The sequence below is a fragment of the Allobosea sp. 05T433 genome, assembly GCF_056396065.1.
Genome location: NZ_JBFTKS010000023.1, coordinates 7,501 through 22,243, shown reverse-complemented (window position 1 = coordinate 22,243; position 14,743 = coordinate 7,501). Strand labels below are relative to the sequence as shown.

15 protein-coding genes (1 of these 15 cut by a window edge) are annotated in these 14,743 nt (G+C 64.8%); 7 read left to right on the top strand and 8 right to left on the bottom strand.

Annotation, left to right across the window (positions count from 1 at the left end):
- Positions 1-10 precede the first annotated feature (10 nt).
- The 5 genes from napF to AC1DGP_RS25675 are packed head-to-tail and all read left to right on the top strand — an operon-like array spanning position 11 to position 4,482.
- A complete protein-coding gene (gene napF / locus AC1DGP_RS25695) occupies positions 11-520 on the top strand; it encodes a ferredoxin-type protein NapF (protein WP_441509141.1) in 510 nt (169 codons plus the stop codon).
- The gene (locus AC1DGP_RS25690; protein WP_441509137.1) at positions 513-791 is read left to right on the top strand and encodes a chaperone NapD; all 279 of its coding nucleotides are present in this window, start codon (positions 513-515) and stop codon (positions 789-791) included. Before napF ends, AC1DGP_RS25690 begins: the two co-directional genes overlap by 8 nt.
- The gene (gene napA / locus AC1DGP_RS25685) at positions 788-3,283 is read left to right on the top strand and encodes a periplasmic nitrate reductase subunit alpha (protein WP_441509138.1); all 2,496 of its coding nucleotides are present in this window, start codon (positions 788-790) and stop codon (positions 3,281-3,283) included. Before AC1DGP_RS25690 ends, napA begins: the two co-directional genes overlap by 4 nt.
- Positions 3,256-3,756: a nitrate reductase cytochrome c-type subunit gene (locus AC1DGP_RS25680; RefSeq protein ID WP_441509139.1), complete on the top strand. Its 501-nt coding sequence runs from the start codon at positions 3,256-3,258 to the stop codon at positions 3,754-3,756. The genes napA and AC1DGP_RS25680 overlap by 28 nt, the downstream gene beginning before the upstream one ends.
- A 12-nt stretch (positions 3,757-3,768) precedes the next feature.
- On the top strand, positions 3,769-4,482 hold the full coding sequence (locus tag AC1DGP_RS25675) for a cytochrome c3 family protein (protein ID WP_441490404.1): 714 nt from the start codon (positions 3,769-3,771) through the stop codon (positions 4,480-4,482).
- 96 nt (positions 4,483-4,578) lie between these two features.
- On the opposite strand, the gene AC1DGP_RS25670 is transcribed toward AC1DGP_RS25675, so the two are convergent.
- The 4 genes from AC1DGP_RS25670 to AC1DGP_RS25655 all read right to left on the bottom strand — a co-directional run bounded on the left by AC1DGP_RS25670 (position 4,579) and on the right by AC1DGP_RS25655 (position 9,073).
- Positions 4,579-5,658, bottom strand: a complete 1,080-nt coding sequence (locus AC1DGP_RS25670; protein WP_476832652.1) for a M48 family metallopeptidase — start codon at positions 5,656-5,658, stop codon at positions 4,579-4,581.
- 24 nt (positions 5,659-5,682) lie between these two features.
- Positions 5,683-6,834: a YjgN family protein gene (locus tag AC1DGP_RS25665; protein WP_476832651.1), complete on the bottom strand. Its 1,152-nt coding sequence runs from the start codon at positions 6,832-6,834 to the stop codon at positions 5,683-5,685.
- A gap of 248 nt (positions 6,835-7,082) precedes the next feature.
- Positions 7,083-8,024: a citrulline utilization hydrolase CtlX gene (gene ctlX, locus AC1DGP_RS25660; RefSeq protein WP_441490407.1), complete on the bottom strand. Its 942-nt coding sequence runs from the start codon at positions 8,022-8,024 to the stop codon at positions 7,083-7,085.
- The gene (locus AC1DGP_RS25655) at positions 8,024-9,073 is read right to left on the bottom strand and encodes an ornithine cyclodeaminase (protein ID WP_441490408.1); all 1,050 of its coding nucleotides are present in this window, start codon (positions 9,071-9,073) and stop codon (positions 8,024-8,026) included. The genes ctlX and AC1DGP_RS25655 overlap by 1 nt, the downstream gene beginning before the upstream one ends.
- A 134-nt stretch (positions 9,074-9,207) precedes the next feature.
- On the opposite strand from AC1DGP_RS25655, the gene AC1DGP_RS25650 reads away from it, so the two are divergent.
- Positions 9,208-9,633: an Lrp/AsnC family transcriptional regulator gene (locus AC1DGP_RS25650; protein ID WP_043242225.1), complete on the top strand. Its 426-nt coding sequence runs from the start codon at positions 9,208-9,210 to the stop codon at positions 9,631-9,633.
- 194 nt (positions 9,634-9,827) lie between these two features.
- On the opposite strand, the gene AC1DGP_RS25645 is transcribed toward AC1DGP_RS25650, so the two are convergent.
- The 4 genes from AC1DGP_RS25645 to gcvA form a co-directional block, all read right to left on the bottom strand.
- Positions 9,828-11,177 carry a patatin-like phospholipase family protein gene (locus AC1DGP_RS25645; RefSeq protein WP_476825578.1) on the bottom strand — a complete coding sequence of 450 codons (1,350 nt, stop codon included), beginning with the start codon at positions 11,175-11,177 and terminating at the stop codon, positions 9,828-9,830.
- Positions 11,178-11,328: 151 nt separating this feature from the next.
- Positions 11,329-12,723, bottom strand: coding sequence for a sensor histidine kinase (locus tag AC1DGP_RS25640; RefSeq protein ID WP_476825577.1), 1,395 nt, complete (start codon positions 12,721-12,723; stop codon positions 11,329-11,331).
- A complete protein-coding gene (locus AC1DGP_RS25635) occupies positions 12,720-13,394 on the bottom strand; it encodes a response regulator (protein WP_441490411.1) in 675 nt (224 codons plus the stop codon). The genes AC1DGP_RS25640 and AC1DGP_RS25635 overlap by 4 nt, the downstream gene beginning before the upstream one ends.
- A gap of 176 nt (positions 13,395-13,570) precedes the next feature.
- Positions 13,571-14,500 carry a transcriptional regulator GcvA gene (gcvA, locus tag AC1DGP_RS25630; protein ID WP_476832650.1) on the bottom strand — a complete coding sequence of 310 codons (930 nt, stop codon included), beginning with the start codon at positions 14,498-14,500 and terminating at the stop codon, positions 13,571-13,573.
- A gap of 105 nt (positions 14,501-14,605) precedes the next feature.
- Here gcvA and AC1DGP_RS25625 point away from each other — a divergent pair, with 105 nt between their 5' ends.
- Positions 14,606-14,743: the 5' portion of a DUF1127 domain-containing protein gene (locus tag AC1DGP_RS25625; RefSeq protein WP_069877934.1), read on the top strand. 78 nt of this gene lie beyond the right edge of the window; the window shows 138 of its 216 coding nt (coding positions 1-138); the start codon lies at positions 14,606-14,608; its stop codon lies off the right edge, out of view.

Below are 14,743 nucleotides of genomic sequence, written 5' to 3'. Positions count from 1 at the left end.
GGGCCCGGCCATGGCAGAGCACGGGATCGATCTCGGCAGACGTGGGTTCCTGAAGGGGCTTCTTCCCTCGGAACCGGACGTCATTCGTCCACCCTGGTCCCTCGAAGAGACAATCGCGAGCGCCTGCACGGGATGCGGCGCCTGCGTCAGCGCCTGCCCGCAAGCGATCATCAGGCTCGATGCCCGGCAGAGGCCGGAGATCGATTTCAGCTCCGGCGAATGCAGCTTCTGCGGCGCCTGCGCCGCAGCCTGCCCGGAGCCGGTCTTCGATCGCGGGCGACCTGGATTCCAGCACGTTGCCGTGATCGGGGACACATGCTTTGCCGCACGCGGCATCGTTTGCCAGAGCTGCGGCGATGCCTGTCCGGAAGCGGCGATCCGTTTCCGACCGCGCCTTGGCGGCCCTGCCCTGCCTGTACTGGCAACCACACAGTGCACCGGCTGCGGTGCCTGCATCGCGGCCTGCCCGGCCGCCGCCATCGGAACGCGCCCCACGGCGGCGGAGGCAGCCCATGCCTGAAGCCCAAGCGGCCCGCACCATCCATATTTCCAGCGCCGTCGTCACCGCCTTCCCGGAGCATTGCGACGCGGTCGTGCGCCAGATCAAGGCCCTGCCCGGCACCGAGGTTCATCGTGTCGAGAACGGCAAGATCGTCATCGTGATGGAAGCCGAGAGCACCGGCGAGATGGGTAGCAGGCTCACCGGCATCGCACTGATGGACGGCGTGCTTTCGGCAAACTTCGTCTTCGAACAGATCATCGCCCTCGACGACACTGGAGCTGGATCATGACCCTATCCCGTCGCGAGATGCTGAAGGCGCAGGCGGCGGGCATCGCCGCTGCCGCCGCCAATATGAGTCTCCCCGCCGAAGCACAGCCTGTCGCCGGCGGCGTCGACACGCTGGAGATCACCTGGTCGAAGGCGCCCTGCCGCTTCTGCGGCACGGGGTGCGGCGTGATGGTCGGCGTCAAGGAAGGCAAGGTCATCGCCACCCATGGCGACATGAAGGCCGAGGTCAATCGCGGCCTGAACTGCGTGAAGGGCTATTTCCTCTCGAAGATCATGTACGGCGCGGACCGGCTGACGCAGCCTCTGCTGCGCAAGAAGGGCGGCGTCTACGCCAAGGACGGCGAGTTCACGCCGGTTTCCTGGGACGAGGCCTTCGACGTCATGGCCGCCAAGGCCAAGCAGGTCCTGAAGGACAAAGGGCCGACCGCGCTCGGCATGTTCGGCTCCGGCCAGTGGACGATCTGGGAGGGCTATGCCGCGACCAAGCTGATGCGCGCCGGCTTCCGCTCGAACAATCTCGACCCGAATGCGCGCCACTGCATGGCTTCTGCCGCCTACGCCTTCATGCGGACCTTCGGCATGGACGAGCCGATGGGCTGCTATGACGATTTCGAGGCCACAGATGCCTTCGTGCTCTGGGGCTCGAATATGGCGGAGATGCACCCGATCCTGTGGACGCGCGTCGCCGACCGCAGGCTCGGCCACCCCCATGTCAAGGTTGCGGTGCTCTCGACCTTTACCAACCGAAGCGCCGACCTCGCCGATATCCCGATTGTCTTCAAGCCCGGCACCGATCTGGCGATCCTCAATTACATCGCCAACCACATCATCACGACCGGCCGCGTGAACAAGGACTTCGTCCAGAAGCACACGAACTTCGTCAAGGGCGCGACTGATATTGGCTATGGCCTGCGGCCCGACGATCCGCGCGAGGTCAAGGCGAAGAAGGCCGAAGATGTCGGCGCGACCTCGCCGATCGACTTCGAAGCCTATGCCGCCTTCGTCAAGGACTACACCCTCGAGAAAGTCTCGGCGCTGACGGGGGTGGAGCCCGGCTTCCTGCAAGAGCTGGCAGAGCTCTATGCCGACCCGAAGCGCAAGGTCGTCTCGTTCTGGACGATGGGCTTCAACCAGCATGTCCGCGGCGTCTGGGCGAACCAGCTCGTCTACAACCTGCATCTGTTGACCGGAAAGATCTCGGAGCCCGGCAACAGCCCCTTCTCACTGACCGGGCAGCCTTCCGCCTGCGGCACGGCACGCGAGGTCGGCACCTTCGCCCATCGTCTGCCCGCCGACATGACTGTGGTGAATCCCGAGCACCGCAAGCACGCCGAGGAGATCTGGCGGATTCCGGCCGGCACGATCCCGGAAAAGCCCGGCTATCACGCGGTCGAGCAGGATCGCATGCTCAAGGACGGCAAGCTCAATTTCTACTGGATCCAGGTCAACAACAACCTGCAGGCGGCGCCGAACAGTGCCGGGGAAACCTACCCGGGCTATCGCAATCCAGAGAATTTCATCGTCGTTTCCGACGCCTACCCGACCGTGACGGCCATGGCCGCCGACCTGATCCTGCCCGCCGCCATGTGGGTCGAGAAGGAAGGTGCCTATGGCAATGCCGAGCGGCGCACCCATTTCTGGCACCAACTCGTCAAGGCGCCCGGGGAGGCCCGTTCCGACCTCTGGCAAATGGTCGAATTCTCGAAGCGCTTCACCACCGACGAGGTCTGGCCGGCCGCCCTTCTCGATGCCAATCCCAACTATCGCGGCAAGACGCTGTTCGATGTGCTGTTCAGGAATGGGCATGTCGACAGCTTCGCTGCAAGTGAGGTCGACCCCGCCTATGGCAATCTGGAGGCCAAGCATTTCGGCTTCTACGTCCAGAAGGGACTGTTCGAGGAATATGCCAGCTTCGGCCGCGGTCACGGCCATGACCTGGCGCCGTTCGACACCTATCACGAGGTCCGCGGGCTGCGCTGGCCGGTGGTCAACGGCAAGGAAACTCTCTGGCGCTATCGCGAAGGCCTCGACCCCTATGTGAAGCCGGGCAAGGGTTTCGAGTTCTACGGCAACCCCGATGGCAAGGCGCGGATCATCGCCGTGCCCTACGAGCCGCCGGCGGAATCGCCGGACAACGAATATGATCTCTGGCTGGTGACCGGACGGGTGCTCGAGCACTGGCATTCCGGCTCGATGACGATGCGCGTGCCGGAGCTCTTCAAGGCTTTCCCCGGCGCTCGCTGCTTCATGCACCCGGACGATGCCCGCAAGCGCGGGCTCAACCAGGGGGCGGAGATCCGGCTGATCTCCCGCCGCGGCGAGATGCAGACCCGGGTCGAGACGCGCGGGCGCAACCGCATGCCCCAGGGCGTCGTCTTCGTGCCATGGTTCGACGCCAGCCAGCTCATCAACAAGACCACTCTCGACGCGACGGATCCCATCTCCAAACAGACGGATTTCAAGAAATGCGCGGTCAAGATCGTAGCGGTCTGAGCCTGGTGCGCTCCTGGACCGTCCTTGGAACTGCCCTGGCAGCTCTCGTCGTCCTCTGCTTCGGCGCGCTCTCGCAGGAGAGCGGCCGGATCAACATCGTGCCGCGCCTGACCGGCGCGGCGCCGCCGATGGGCGCCGTCAACGTGCCGCCGCTCGACCGTCCGATCGTCGACGACGTCAGGCGCATGCGGAACTACCCGGAACAGCCGCCGATCATTCCGCATTCGATCGACGGCTATCAGCTGACGCTGAACACCAACCGCTGCATGGATTGCCACAAGCGGGAGTTCACCGAGGGCTCCGGCGCCCCGATGATCAGCATCACCCATTTCCAGGACCGGGACGGACAGGTGCTCTCGGACGTGACCCCGCGGCGCTATTTCTGCACCGCCTGCCATGTTCAGCAAACCGACGCCCGCACGCTGGTGCCGAATACGTTCCAGGACGCAAACACGATTGGCCGCAAGCGGTAACGGGGCGCCGACATGGGCAAGCTGAAGGCTCTCTTCCTGCGCGCGTGGAACCTCGCGGTCTGGTTCTGGCGGGTCATCAGCCGGCCCAGCGCCTATCTGTCCCTGGGGTTCCTGACGCTCGGCGGCTTCATCTGCGGCGTCATGTTCTGGGGAGCGTTCAATACGGCGCTCGAGGTCACCAACACCGAGAAATTCTGCACCTCCTGTCACGAGATGCGCGACAACGTCTATCAGGAGCTGACCCAGACGGTTCATTTCTCGAACCGCTCAGGCGTGCGGGCCAGCTGCCCCGATTGCCATGTCCCCCATGAATGGACCCACAAGATCGCCCGCAAGATGCAGGCCTCGAAGGAGGTCTGGGGCAAGATCTTCGGCACCATCTCGACACGCCAGAAATTCCTCGACCACCGGCTGGAGCTCGCCAAGCATGAATGGGCGCGGCTGAAGGCAAACGACTCGCTGGAATGCCGTAACTGCCATTCCACCGTCGCGATGGACTTCACCAAGCAGACGCGCCGGGCAGCCGAGATCCACAGCCGCTTCCTGATTCCGAAGGAGAAGACCTGCATCGACTGCCACAAGGGCATCGCCCATCTCCTGCCCGACATGACCGGTATCGAGCCCGGCTGGAAGGAAGCCCCGGAGCTCCAGGGCAAGGGCAGTGCCTCCTGGCATGGGCCAGAGCGGGAATTGCGCGCCTATCTCGCCAGCATCGAGACGCGCTGAACAGACAGAGAGACCATCGAAGGGCCTGATCGCGGCGCGATCCTGGAGCGTTCCCGCGACAGTTCGAATGGCAGAACAGCCCGCCCGCCGTGCTGTTCAGGGCTTGGACCCGACACAGATATCCTTCAACGCCTGCCATTCCACATCGGTGAGGATCGCCGGTCCGGTCGTCGGGCGGTCGAGGCGCTTCATGCGGTCCAGCCGCTCGGCGCTGAGCGGATGGCTGTCCAGGATCGTGCCGCGGCTGTCGCTGCCGGTGATCCGCACGAGGAACTCACCCAGGGCAGCCGGCGATCGCCCGAGCCCGGTCATCGCCGCAACCGCAAAATCATCCGCGCCGCTTTCCGCATCACGCGAATGCGACGCGTCGAGGATCGAGCGGGCGCCAAAGATCACTGCGCCGCTGCCGGTGATATCGCCGAACAGCAAGCCAATCAGAAAGGACGTGCCCCCGGTTTGAATCAATTGGCGAAGGCCGTCGCGACGATGGGCATGGCCGATCTCATGCGCGATCACGCCAGCAATCTCGTCAGGATTCTGTGCCTTTTGCAGCAGCCCTTCGAACAGATAGATCTTGCCGCCCGGCAGGGCGACGGCATTGGGAATGGCCGATGACAGAACCTGCGCCTCCATCGGAATGGAAACGCCTCCTGCCTCTCTCAGCCCGTCCACCATCTTCGCGAAGGCGCGCTGTCCCGCCGGCTGGGCGCAGACATGGCCGCCCATGAGTGCACGCACCTGCTTGTCCACGGCATCGCCCAGACGCTTCTCCGCCGCTATGGGGACCAGCGGCGCAAGCCGGTCGGCGAGGAGCGGAATGCCGTAAAGCGTGATCATCACGATCGAACATGCGGCGGCCAGCGACCATCCGACGATGCGCCAGGTCTGGCTGCCGCCGCTTGCGAGATCGAGCGCTCCGCAACGGGCAAGCAGTGTCTGCGCCGTCGCCTCGTCGGCGACCTCCAGCCGGGCGAGAGGCAGGGCCGACACGGCACTCAAGCGCAGGGTTGCTTGTCCGTCCGCCCGGCGAATGTCGTCATAGGGCCAGGACGCGATGACGAGGTCATCCTCGGCGATCTCAAGCTTGCGCGAAAACCGCAGCGCGACCCGGCGCTTGCGATTCGAGCTGCCGTCGAAGAAGACAGCTGGATGTTCGGACTGCCCGTTCGAAGTCATGATGCGGGACCGGGTCGCACCTTGTCATAAGCCGCCAATGTCGAGGCTGTCGGCAAAGCCTTCGCCCAGCGCACCAACGGCGGCACCCTGACCGATGACGTCGTCGGCTGCAGCCAGGTTGAGCACGCTCGTCCGTCCCGCGATCTTCGCCCAGATGTCGCGGGTGAGGTAGATTCGGACCACCGCGCCGAAAGCGATCGCGGCCACCAAATAGCCCACCCCCAGAGCGAGCAAGACCAGCGGATGCTGCATGGCCACCTGAATGCGCTCCGCGCTCCCTCCTGCGAGGTAGGTTGCCCCGACGGTTACGCCCACCAACCACAGCCCCAGCACGAGCACCAGCAAGAGCGACCAGCCGACGACTTTCCAATAGCTGCTGATCAAGTCGCTCCGCTCGAGATCGGAGCGGAACGCCACGTCACCGAAACGAATACCCGAGACCCACCAGCGCCATTCGATCGCTTTGTACGCGCCATAGAGAAACGGCAGCGGGATCACGAGCACCGCCGCCGGCAAGGCCAGAAGCCAGAGGAACCAGGCCTGCTTGAAGAAGTCGCTGCCGGTTCCCTCGAACCGGCCCTGCAATGTACCATAGGAGGTATGGCGCATCTTGAAGCGTTCGAGTGCCGCCTGCCGCCACGGCAAGGCCAGTCCGGCGGTCAACAGGACCAGCAGAGACCATGATCCGGCGCGCCAGCTATAGCCCCAGCCCGATCCGCCCATCCCAAATCGCAATCCGCGCCAGACCGTGCGCGTGACCCGGTACCGTCGCGCGCGGTAGAGCGCGAATTGTGAAAACAGATAGAGGAACAAGAACAGCGGAATGCCGGCCAGCGTGTCGATTCCTCCGGCTTCGGGGCCACCGAGAAAAGAGATCAGAAGGAGCGGCACCAGGAAGCCGACCAGATAGCCCGGTACCAGAATGGCCATCGCGATCAGGAAGCCGATCAACAACTCCTTGGCTCGGCCGGTATATTCCACGGGGTCGCCGCCGACCGAGGTATTCGACCACAAATGCCGTCGGATATCGGTTGCAAGCCAGAACCGGTAGAAGCCGAGCGTGAGCAGCTCCAGCAATGCGCCGCGCGTCACCAGCCGCCGGAACACTGGTCGCTCACCGGAAAACATCACCCGGTCGACCCGCGGCGTGGCAAGGTGCGAGGTTGTCTGGTGCATGGCGAAGCTCGCTATCGCGTCAGATTCGACGGAAACTTGTCCGGCACATCCATAGCAGCTGCGTCAGCCGCCGAAATAGCCACAACCGTGAGTTTAGTCAGGAATTTATATGACAGGTTAATCTACCGCTGACGTAGCGTCTGAGCGGGTTCAAGCGACTCTCCGGGGCTCCACAGCAGGCAGCCGCCTGGCAGCGATCCGATCGAGAATGGCGCGGTCTCGTCGGAAGACAGACGCGCTGAACAGGCTCAGGCCGCTTGAAGCGCTCCGCGCGCTGCGAGATGGATGCCCGCCAGCATGCAGCGCACCGAGCCACCGGCGAGTTCGATGGTCGGCACGTCGAGCGGCAGCAGGGTCGCAAGACCCTCCAACGTCGCACGCTGCTCCGGGCGCAGAGCCTGCAAGGCGCGTGACGACAGCGCCACGACGCGACCGTTGCTGCCCTGCAGCTCGATTGCATTGCCGGCGAACGCGTTGATCTGCCCGTGGTCGAGATCGATGATGATGCGCCCCTGGGCCAGTCGCTCCGCAATCTCGTTCCGGCGCGCCGCATCGCGAATGGTGGCCAGCCCGATCAGGCAGAAATCCGTGCCGACGCACATCAGGACATTGGTGTGATAGATCGCCCGGCCCGCCGCATCGACCGCATCGAAGACCACCGGCTCGAAATTGAAATGCGTGCAGAAGCGCTCCAGCGCCACCTCGTTGGTGCGGTTCGAACGCGCGGCATAGGCGACACGCTCGATATGATCGAGCACCATCGCGCCGGTGCCTTCGAGGTAGACCCCGTCCTGCTCCAGGCCGGAATAGTCGATCACGTCCTGGACCCGATAGCGATGCTTCAGCATCTCGATGACGTCGTGCCGCCGCTCCTTGCGCCGGCTCGGCGAGAACATCGGATAGAGCGCGACATGGCCGCCGGAATGGGTCGAGAACCAGTTGTTCGGGAAGACGGAATCGGGCGTCGCGTTGCCCTCGTCCTCGAAGAGATGCACGGCGATGCCGGCTTCCTCCAGCCGCGCCGCAGCACGCGTCACTTCACGATGCGCTTCGGCGGCGATGGCGGCGGCGCTGCGTGCAGCATCGGTGCCCTGAAAGAGATTATCGGCGGCCGTCGCCGGGTTCGGGCTGAAGTGATGCGGACGGATCATCACGACGCTGCGCGCCGCCTGGACGGAGAGCTTTTGCATCATCGCGCCCCGAGAACGGCACGAGGAGCAGCGACCGGCGCGTTCAGCAGGCCGAACAGGTTGCGCGGATCTTCCGGCTCGGTGAGGAGGTCGATCTCGTCATAATAGTCGGTGCCCTCGACCTGATCGCGCAGATAGCGCAGGGCCGAAAAATCCTCCGTGGCGAAGCCGACGGAATCGAAGATGGTGATCTGGTCCTCGGTGCGGCGCCCCTTGGTCTCGCCGATGATCACGCGCCAGAGCTCCGTGACCGGGAAATCCGGCTCCATCTGCTGGATCTCGCCTTCGATGCGGGTCTGCTCTGGGAATTCGACGAAGACATCGGCGCGCAACAGGATGTCGCGCTGCAGCTCGGTCTTGCCCGGGCAATCGCCGCCGACGGCGTTGATGTGCACGCCGGCACCGACCATGTTGTCGGAGAGTATCGTCGCCTTGAGCTTGTCGGCCGTAACGGTGGTGATGATATCGGCGCCAATCACGGCCGCTTCGGCGCTGCTCGCCACCTCGATCTCGAGCCCGTGCCCCGCGAGATTGGCCCTGAATTTCGCGGTCGCAGCCGGATCGATATCATAGACCTGCAGTCGCCGGATGCCGTTCAGCGCCTTGAAGGCCAGCGCCTGGAACTCCGACTGYGAGCCGAGGCCGATGATCGCCATCACCGCGGCATCCTCACGTGCGAGATAGCGCGCGGCAACGGCCGAGGTTGCGGCGGTCCGCAACGCGGTGGTGATCGTCATTTCGGAGAGCAGGCGCGGATATCCGGTCTCGACATCGGAGAGGACGCCGAAGGCCGTCACCGTCTGCAGGCCGGTGCGTGTGTTCTTGGGGTGGCCGTTAACATATTTGAAGCCGTAGAGCTCGCCGTCGCTGGTCGGCATCAGCTCGATCACGCCGTCGGCAGAATGGCTGGCGACGCGCGGCGCCTTCTCGAACAGGGACCAGCGCCGAAAATCCTCCTCGATATAGCCCGCAAGGCCAATCAGATAAGGCTCGATGCCGATGGCAGCGATCAGCCGAACCATGTTCTCGACGCCTACATACTGAACCATTGGTCGGCCCTCCCTGCGCGCTTTTCTGGAATGGAGGGCATTCTAGCCAATGCAATTTGCACACTGAATTGCGAACAAGTTCAGATTTATGCGATTTGTTGATCAAACCGCTCACATCGAATAGACAGATTGCCATGCATATCTTCGACGAGCTCGATCACCGCCTGATCGCAGCGCTACGAGAGGACGGGCGCGCGCCGATCTCGAAGCTCGCGACCATTCTGGGCGTCTCGCGCGCAACGGTGCAGACCCGGCTCGACCGGCTGATCGAGTCGGGCGCGGTGCTCGGTTTCACCGTGCGCTCCCGGCAGGACTATGACGACAAGGCCATTCGGGCGATCATGATGATCGAGGTCACGGGCCGCTCGACGACCGCGGTGATCCGGCAGATGCGCGGCCTGCCGGAACTGCATTCGCTGCACACGACCAATGGAACCTGGGACCTGATCGCAGAGATCCGCGCCTCCAGCCTCAGCGATTTCGATCGCGTGCTGCGCGAGGTCCGCACCATCGACGGCATCCTCAACAGCGAAACCAGCATTCTGCTCAGCTCGGTATAGCCCGCGGGGAGAGCTCTCTGCGCAGCAGGGGGGCAGGCGTCTTCGCACCCAACCGACATTCCTCCATCAAAGCCCCGCCGGTGCGACAGCAGCGCAGCCAATAGCGGCCCCGGCCCACCACGACGCAGCGCGCGAGCCGGCAGAGAAGAACACGGCGGGTTGGGATTGCCGGGCTCAGCTGTTGCCGAAGGCATTCAGCCGTGGGGCGGGCCGTCGCGCCACGCCGGTTTGATGAAGCTGCGATAACCTTCGTTGCCGAGCAGCAAGGTTCGCCCCAGGCCCGCGAGAAAATCGACATCGCCGGATTTCAGGCTGAGCGTGTTGTGCAGTTGGAGAATGTGAGCCTTCTCTGCCTGCCCGCTCACATCCGCGAGGGACAACCGCACCACGCTGACATCAAGTCTTCCGCACCCGGCCTGCGCGGCTGTGCTGCCGCAGCGCCAACGAACCAGCCGGTCACGCCAGTGCGCAGCCTCTCCTTCCAGTGCGTCAAGGCTCATCCGGCTGGCGCTATCGATCATCGCATCGGCAGCCGCAACGATCGCCGACGGCGCTGTCGGGCCCTCGACCGCGCTGGACATCTCGCCACCGACACGCGTGGAGGCATCGGCCACGATGATGATCAGGCGCTCCAGATGCCGCGCGGCAGCGATGCCCAGAGGTTCCGGCGCAGGCTGCTTGAGCGACCTGATGAGATTTCGCACCGCAAGATTGTCGACGAGGCCGCCGTCAAGCAGCTTGAGATAGCGGAGATCCGGCGCACTGGCGTATCGCGCCTGGGACTCCGCAACATGCCTGTCGAACTGGGAGCTCCCGGCAGGAAGCCGGACCGCGGCCGGCGCATTTCGGGCAACGGGACAGTCCCCGGTGAAATTCTGCAGGACGACCGGAGCGAAAGCGACCGGCACCGCGGACGAGGCCGCGACCGCGTGCGCCAGGGGGAAGCTGTCATAGTCGCTGCAGATCGAGCGGAAGCTCGCCCGATCGAACGGGAACGGCGCCCGATTGTAGAGATCCGTCGCGTGCAGCAGGAGCCTTGGTCGTCCGCGTTGACCGAGATCGCCCATCGTTGCGCCACCATACAGGCTGGCATCCAGCCAGGCCGCAAGACCGGAGAGATCATTGACGCCACCATGATAGGCGCGCAGCAGGTTCTCGGGCGTATAGGCCATGCGCAGCGACGCTTCTGCGTCCTGGTCGAGAAAGGCGCGGCGGAACTCCGGCAAGGCTCGCGGCCCGTGCAGGGCCAGATGGGCGGCAAGAATGGCCCCACCGGAGACACCGGCGACCACGCCAATATCGTCGGCGAGCCTGCGCGTCTCATCGCCCGGAGACGGCTGTTCGGCCAATGCCGACAGCACGCCATATCCGAAGGCCGCGGACCGCGCTCCTCCGCCTGAGAATGCGAGGATCACGCCGGTGCGTGCCGGAACTCCCGCGGACAGCCGCACTGCAGGAGCGGGGTCATGCATCAGCGGCGCGTTCGAGGGCAGGTTGGCGGGCGCGGCACACGCTGCAGTCCAGAGCGCAAGCATCGCCGTCATCAAGAGGGGGCGCCGCGCTCTGGCGACACGCCCGCAGCGAGCAGCAACAGTCAGGAAACAGGCTTTCAACGATGCCGGCCTTCTCAGCCGCGACAACGTCTCCGCACGATGCGTGACCATTCGCTGGCCAGCGACATCTCGCCCGCGTGGGTTATGTCAGCATTATGCCCGGGCAGGAGGGATCAACCGCCGGCGGCGGCAATGTAATCCGGAAGCGCGCGCCGGACGCGGCCGGGTCGAGGGCGGTGATCTGGCCGGAATGGCGCCGAACGATCTCCTGGACGAGGTGCAGCCCCAATCCCGCTCCCCGCTCGCGCGGCGCCAGCCGGCAGAACGGCTCGAAAATGCGGTCGCGCTGATCGACGGGCACGCCAGGCCCCTCGTCGGCGACCTCGATCGTCCGCTCGCGCCCGACAGCGATCGTGATCGTGCCGTGGCGTCCGCCGTGCTGGATTGCGTTCTGCACGAGGTTGGCCAGCGCCCGTTCAAGCGCGGACTGGTCGCCCCATGCTGCAACCTGGTCGGCCTCAGCCTCGAAGGCCACCTGATAGCCTGAGGCGATCGCCAGCGGCGCGAGATCGGCGGCGACACGCCGGCCGATCGTCACGACGTCGATCCTGGCAAAATCCTTGGTGCTGTGATCGATCCGTTGCATGTCGAGCAACTGCTCCGCCATGACGGCAAGCCGCGCTACGTCTTCGTAAAGCCGCGCCCGCTGAGCCGTATCCGGCAGGATATCGAGCCGCGTCTGCAAAATCGCGATCGGCGTCCGCAGCTCATGTGCAGCATCACCGAGAAAACGCTTGTGCCGCACATGACCTTCGTCGAGCCGCTGCAGGGCGCGGTTGACCGCAGCGACGACCGGGGTCAATTCGCTCGGGGTGGCGTCGGTCGGCAGGCGTTCGCCGTGCCGTTCGATATCGATCCGCTCGGCCTGCTCCGCTACCTTTCCAAGGCCGGCAAGCGCCCTGCGCACGACGATAGGCGTTGCAATGATCGTCGCCAGCCCCATGACCACAAGGGCCGGAAGAACGAAGCTCATGAAGACGATCAGGAGCCCCTGAACGAGCCAGCTCAGCGGCGCCTCTGCCCCCGGTCCGGTTGCAATCTGGATCTGCCCCGCGGAGCCATCGACCCAGCGGATCAGTGCATTCGTGCGCGGGGGATCGCCAAGATTCCAGCCGAGCCTCGCAACCCCGACATCGTCGAGCGCGTCGCCGATGCGTGCGAAATGGGGCGGCGGAGCTCCCTCGGTCAGCGTATGGCCAAGCCGGTCGCGCACGATGAACCAGAGATCGGGAACATCCGACCGCAGCTTCGCCAGCGCCGGCGTCGTTTGCAGGACAAGCCTGCCGGCAGGATCGCGCGTGACCGCGCTCTTCAGCACATCGACCGTCACATCCTCGGATTCGAAATTGAACAGATGGCCGCCGAGGTAGAGCGCACCGATGACCAGGACGACGAGCAGCGAGAGCGTCGCGGCCTGCAACGCGAGGAGGCGCCGGACGAGGCGCCATTTCAGCGAATGCGCGCGGGGCCAGGTCATGCCGCGTGTTTGAGGAGATAACCGACGCCGCGAATTCCGTGAATCTCGAGGCCGGCCCCCGCCTTCGTCAGCTTCCGACGCAGGTTCGACACATGCATGTCGAGCGCATTCGATTGGATTTCGTCATCGAAGCCGTAGACCGCCTCCTCCAGCGCGGCACGCTGCACCGTGCGCCCACGTCGGCGCAGAAGAGCCTCCAGCACCAGCAGCTCCCGGCGCGGCAAATCGAGCCCAACCCCATCAATGGTCGCGCAGCGATCATGCCAATCATAGTCGAGGCGCCCTGCCCGTATCCGATCGGGAGCCATCACCGGCGCACGGCGGAGCACGGCTCGCAGCCGAGCCAGCAACTCGTCGATCGCAAACGGCTTGGCGAGATAGTCATCGGCTCCGATGTCCAGGCCCTTGACCCGGTCCCCGAGGTCGCCCCGCGCGGTCAGCACGATCACCGGCGCGATCTGCTTGCGGGCACGAAGCCTCGGGATCAGCGTCAGGCCGTCGCCGTCCGGCAATTGCCGGTCGAGCAGAATTGCGCTGTGCGCCGCAGTCGCGATCGCCTCCTCCCCTTCCGCCAGCGTGGTGACATGGTCGACGACCATGTCGTGCTGGGCCAGGGCTGCGCGGAGCGCCGCCGCCATTTCCGGCTCGTCTTCCACCAGGAGAATGCGCATGGCTAGGACAGGCTCGCTTTGACCCAGCCTCTCCTGACGCAGCAACATTGCCGCGAGGTTGCGCGCATTCGAAGTCCCCCTCGACGAGAGGGTGCTTGCCAGGTTCCGGCGAGACGATCCGCTCATTCCGGCCGCCCTGGATCGCGGCGCAGCCTACGCCCTTCCGGGATCGCAGGTCATGGTGTCACCACCGCGCGATGGGCGGCAGCTTCGCCGCATATCCAGGCCCGAAAGGCCGCAATGGCCGGCCTTTCGGCGGAGATCTCGGGGCAGACCAGATAATATTGATGTGGCCCTCTGACCTGATGCGGGAAGGGCCGGACGAGGCGACCCGCATCAAGATAGTCCCCGATCAGGACATTGGTGGCGAGGGCTATGCCCTGGCCCGAAGCGGCCGCCTGCAAGGCGAGGAACATGTGCGAGAAGCTCGGCCCTCGCGTCGCATCGATGTCAGGCAGCCCAACCGCGGACAGCCAGCGCGGCCAGGTGACATAATCGAGTATTCCATCCGGGATCTCATGCAGCAGCGTGTGATGGCGCAAATCAGCGGGCTCCTGCAGGGGCCGGTCGGGATCACCGAGCAGGGTGGTGCTGCAAACCGGAAAGAAATTCTCCTCCATCAGCAGGTCCGAGCGCAGGCCGGGATAGAGGCCGCGGCCGGAGCGGATCGCCACGTCCACATCCTCGCCGTCGAAATTGGTCAAACCCGTCGAGATCGAAACGCGCACCTCAAGATCGGGGTGACGCTCCTTCAGCGAACCGAGGCGGGGGATCAGCCAAGTGAGGGCGAAGGTCGGCAATGTGCTGACAGTCAGAATACCGGGCGCATCAGGCCGTAAGGCGCGCGCCGTGGCCTCGTTGAGCTGATCGAGCAGCAGCGAAACGGTCGCGGCATAGCGTTCCCCGACCGCCGTCAGGGCGACGCCCTTGCTCGGCAGGCGCGTAAAGAGAGGGCGGCGCAGCCAGGCCTCAAGCGATCTCACCTGCTGGCCGACCGCACTGGCGGTGACGGCGAGTTCGTCCCCGGCCTTCTCGAAGTTGAGGTGCCGGGCCGCGGCTTCGAAAGCGCGCAGAGAGGTCAAGGGCGGAAGGTGGCGGCGCGTCATGGGGAAGCGAAGGAAACCTTGGGCTGAAGCCAAGAAGTTCGCATTTGCTTGGACCCCAGGCAAGGAGCAGATTTGCTGGCGAAACCTGAGACAAGGGAGGCCGTCATGTCGACCAGGCCAGCCATAGAAAACCTTCTGCCACTCCCTGCCGCACCGTCGATTCACGGCCTGTCGCGCCTGCTGCTCCGTCTTGAAACCTGGCTCAACGCCAAAGCCAGCGCACGCGCGCTCTACCGCATGGAT

Excerpts from the sequence above, each read along its gene's own strand:
- napF (WP_441509141.1), top strand. The coding sequence starts at position 11 with ATGGCAGAGCACGGGATCGATCTCGGCAGACGTGGGTTCCTGAAGGGG.
- AC1DGP_RS25690 (WP_441509137.1), top strand. The coding sequence starts at position 513 with ATGCCTGAAGCCCAAGCGGCCCGCACCATCCATATTTCCAGCGCCGTC.
- napA (WP_441509138.1), top strand. The coding sequence starts at position 788 with ATGACCCTATCCCGTCGCGAGATGCTGAAGGCGCAGGCGGCGGGCATC.
- AC1DGP_RS25680 (WP_441509139.1), top strand. The coding sequence starts at position 3,256 with ATGCGCGGTCAAGATCGTAGCGGTCTGAGCCTGGTGCGCTCCTGGACC.
- AC1DGP_RS25675 (WP_441490404.1), top strand. The coding sequence starts at position 3,769 with ATGGGCAAGCTGAAGGCTCTCTTCCTGCGCGCGTGGAACCTCGCGGTC.
- AC1DGP_RS25670 (WP_476832652.1), bottom strand. The coding sequence starts at position 5,658 with ATGACTTCGAACGGGCAGTCCGAACATCCAGCTGTCTTCTTCGACGGC.
- AC1DGP_RS25665 (WP_476832651.1), bottom strand. The coding sequence starts at position 6,834 with ATGCACCAGACAACCTCGCACCTTGCCACGCCGCGGGTCGACCGGGTG.
- ctlX (WP_441490407.1), bottom strand. The coding sequence starts at position 8,024 with ATGCAAAAGCTCTCCGTCCAGGCGGCGCGCAGCGTCGTGATGATCCGT.
- AC1DGP_RS25650 (WP_043242225.1), top strand. The coding sequence starts at position 9,208 with ATGCATATCTTCGACGAGCTCGATCACCGCCTGATCGCAGCGCTACGA.
- AC1DGP_RS25645 (WP_476825578.1), bottom strand. The coding sequence starts at position 11,177 with ATGACGGCGATGCTTGCGCTCTGGACTGCAGCGTGTGCCGCGCCCGCC.
- AC1DGP_RS25640 (WP_476825577.1), bottom strand. The coding sequence starts at position 12,723 with ATGACCTGGCCCCGCGCGCATTCGCTGAAATGGCGCCTCGTCCGGCGC.
- AC1DGP_RS25635 (WP_441490411.1), bottom strand. The coding sequence starts at position 13,394 with ATGCGCATTCTCCTGGTGGAAGACGAGCCGGAAATGGCGGCGGCGCTC.
- gcvA (WP_476832650.1), bottom strand. The coding sequence starts at position 14,500 with ATGACGCGCCGCCACCTTCCGCCCTTGACCTCTCTGCGCGCTTTCGAA.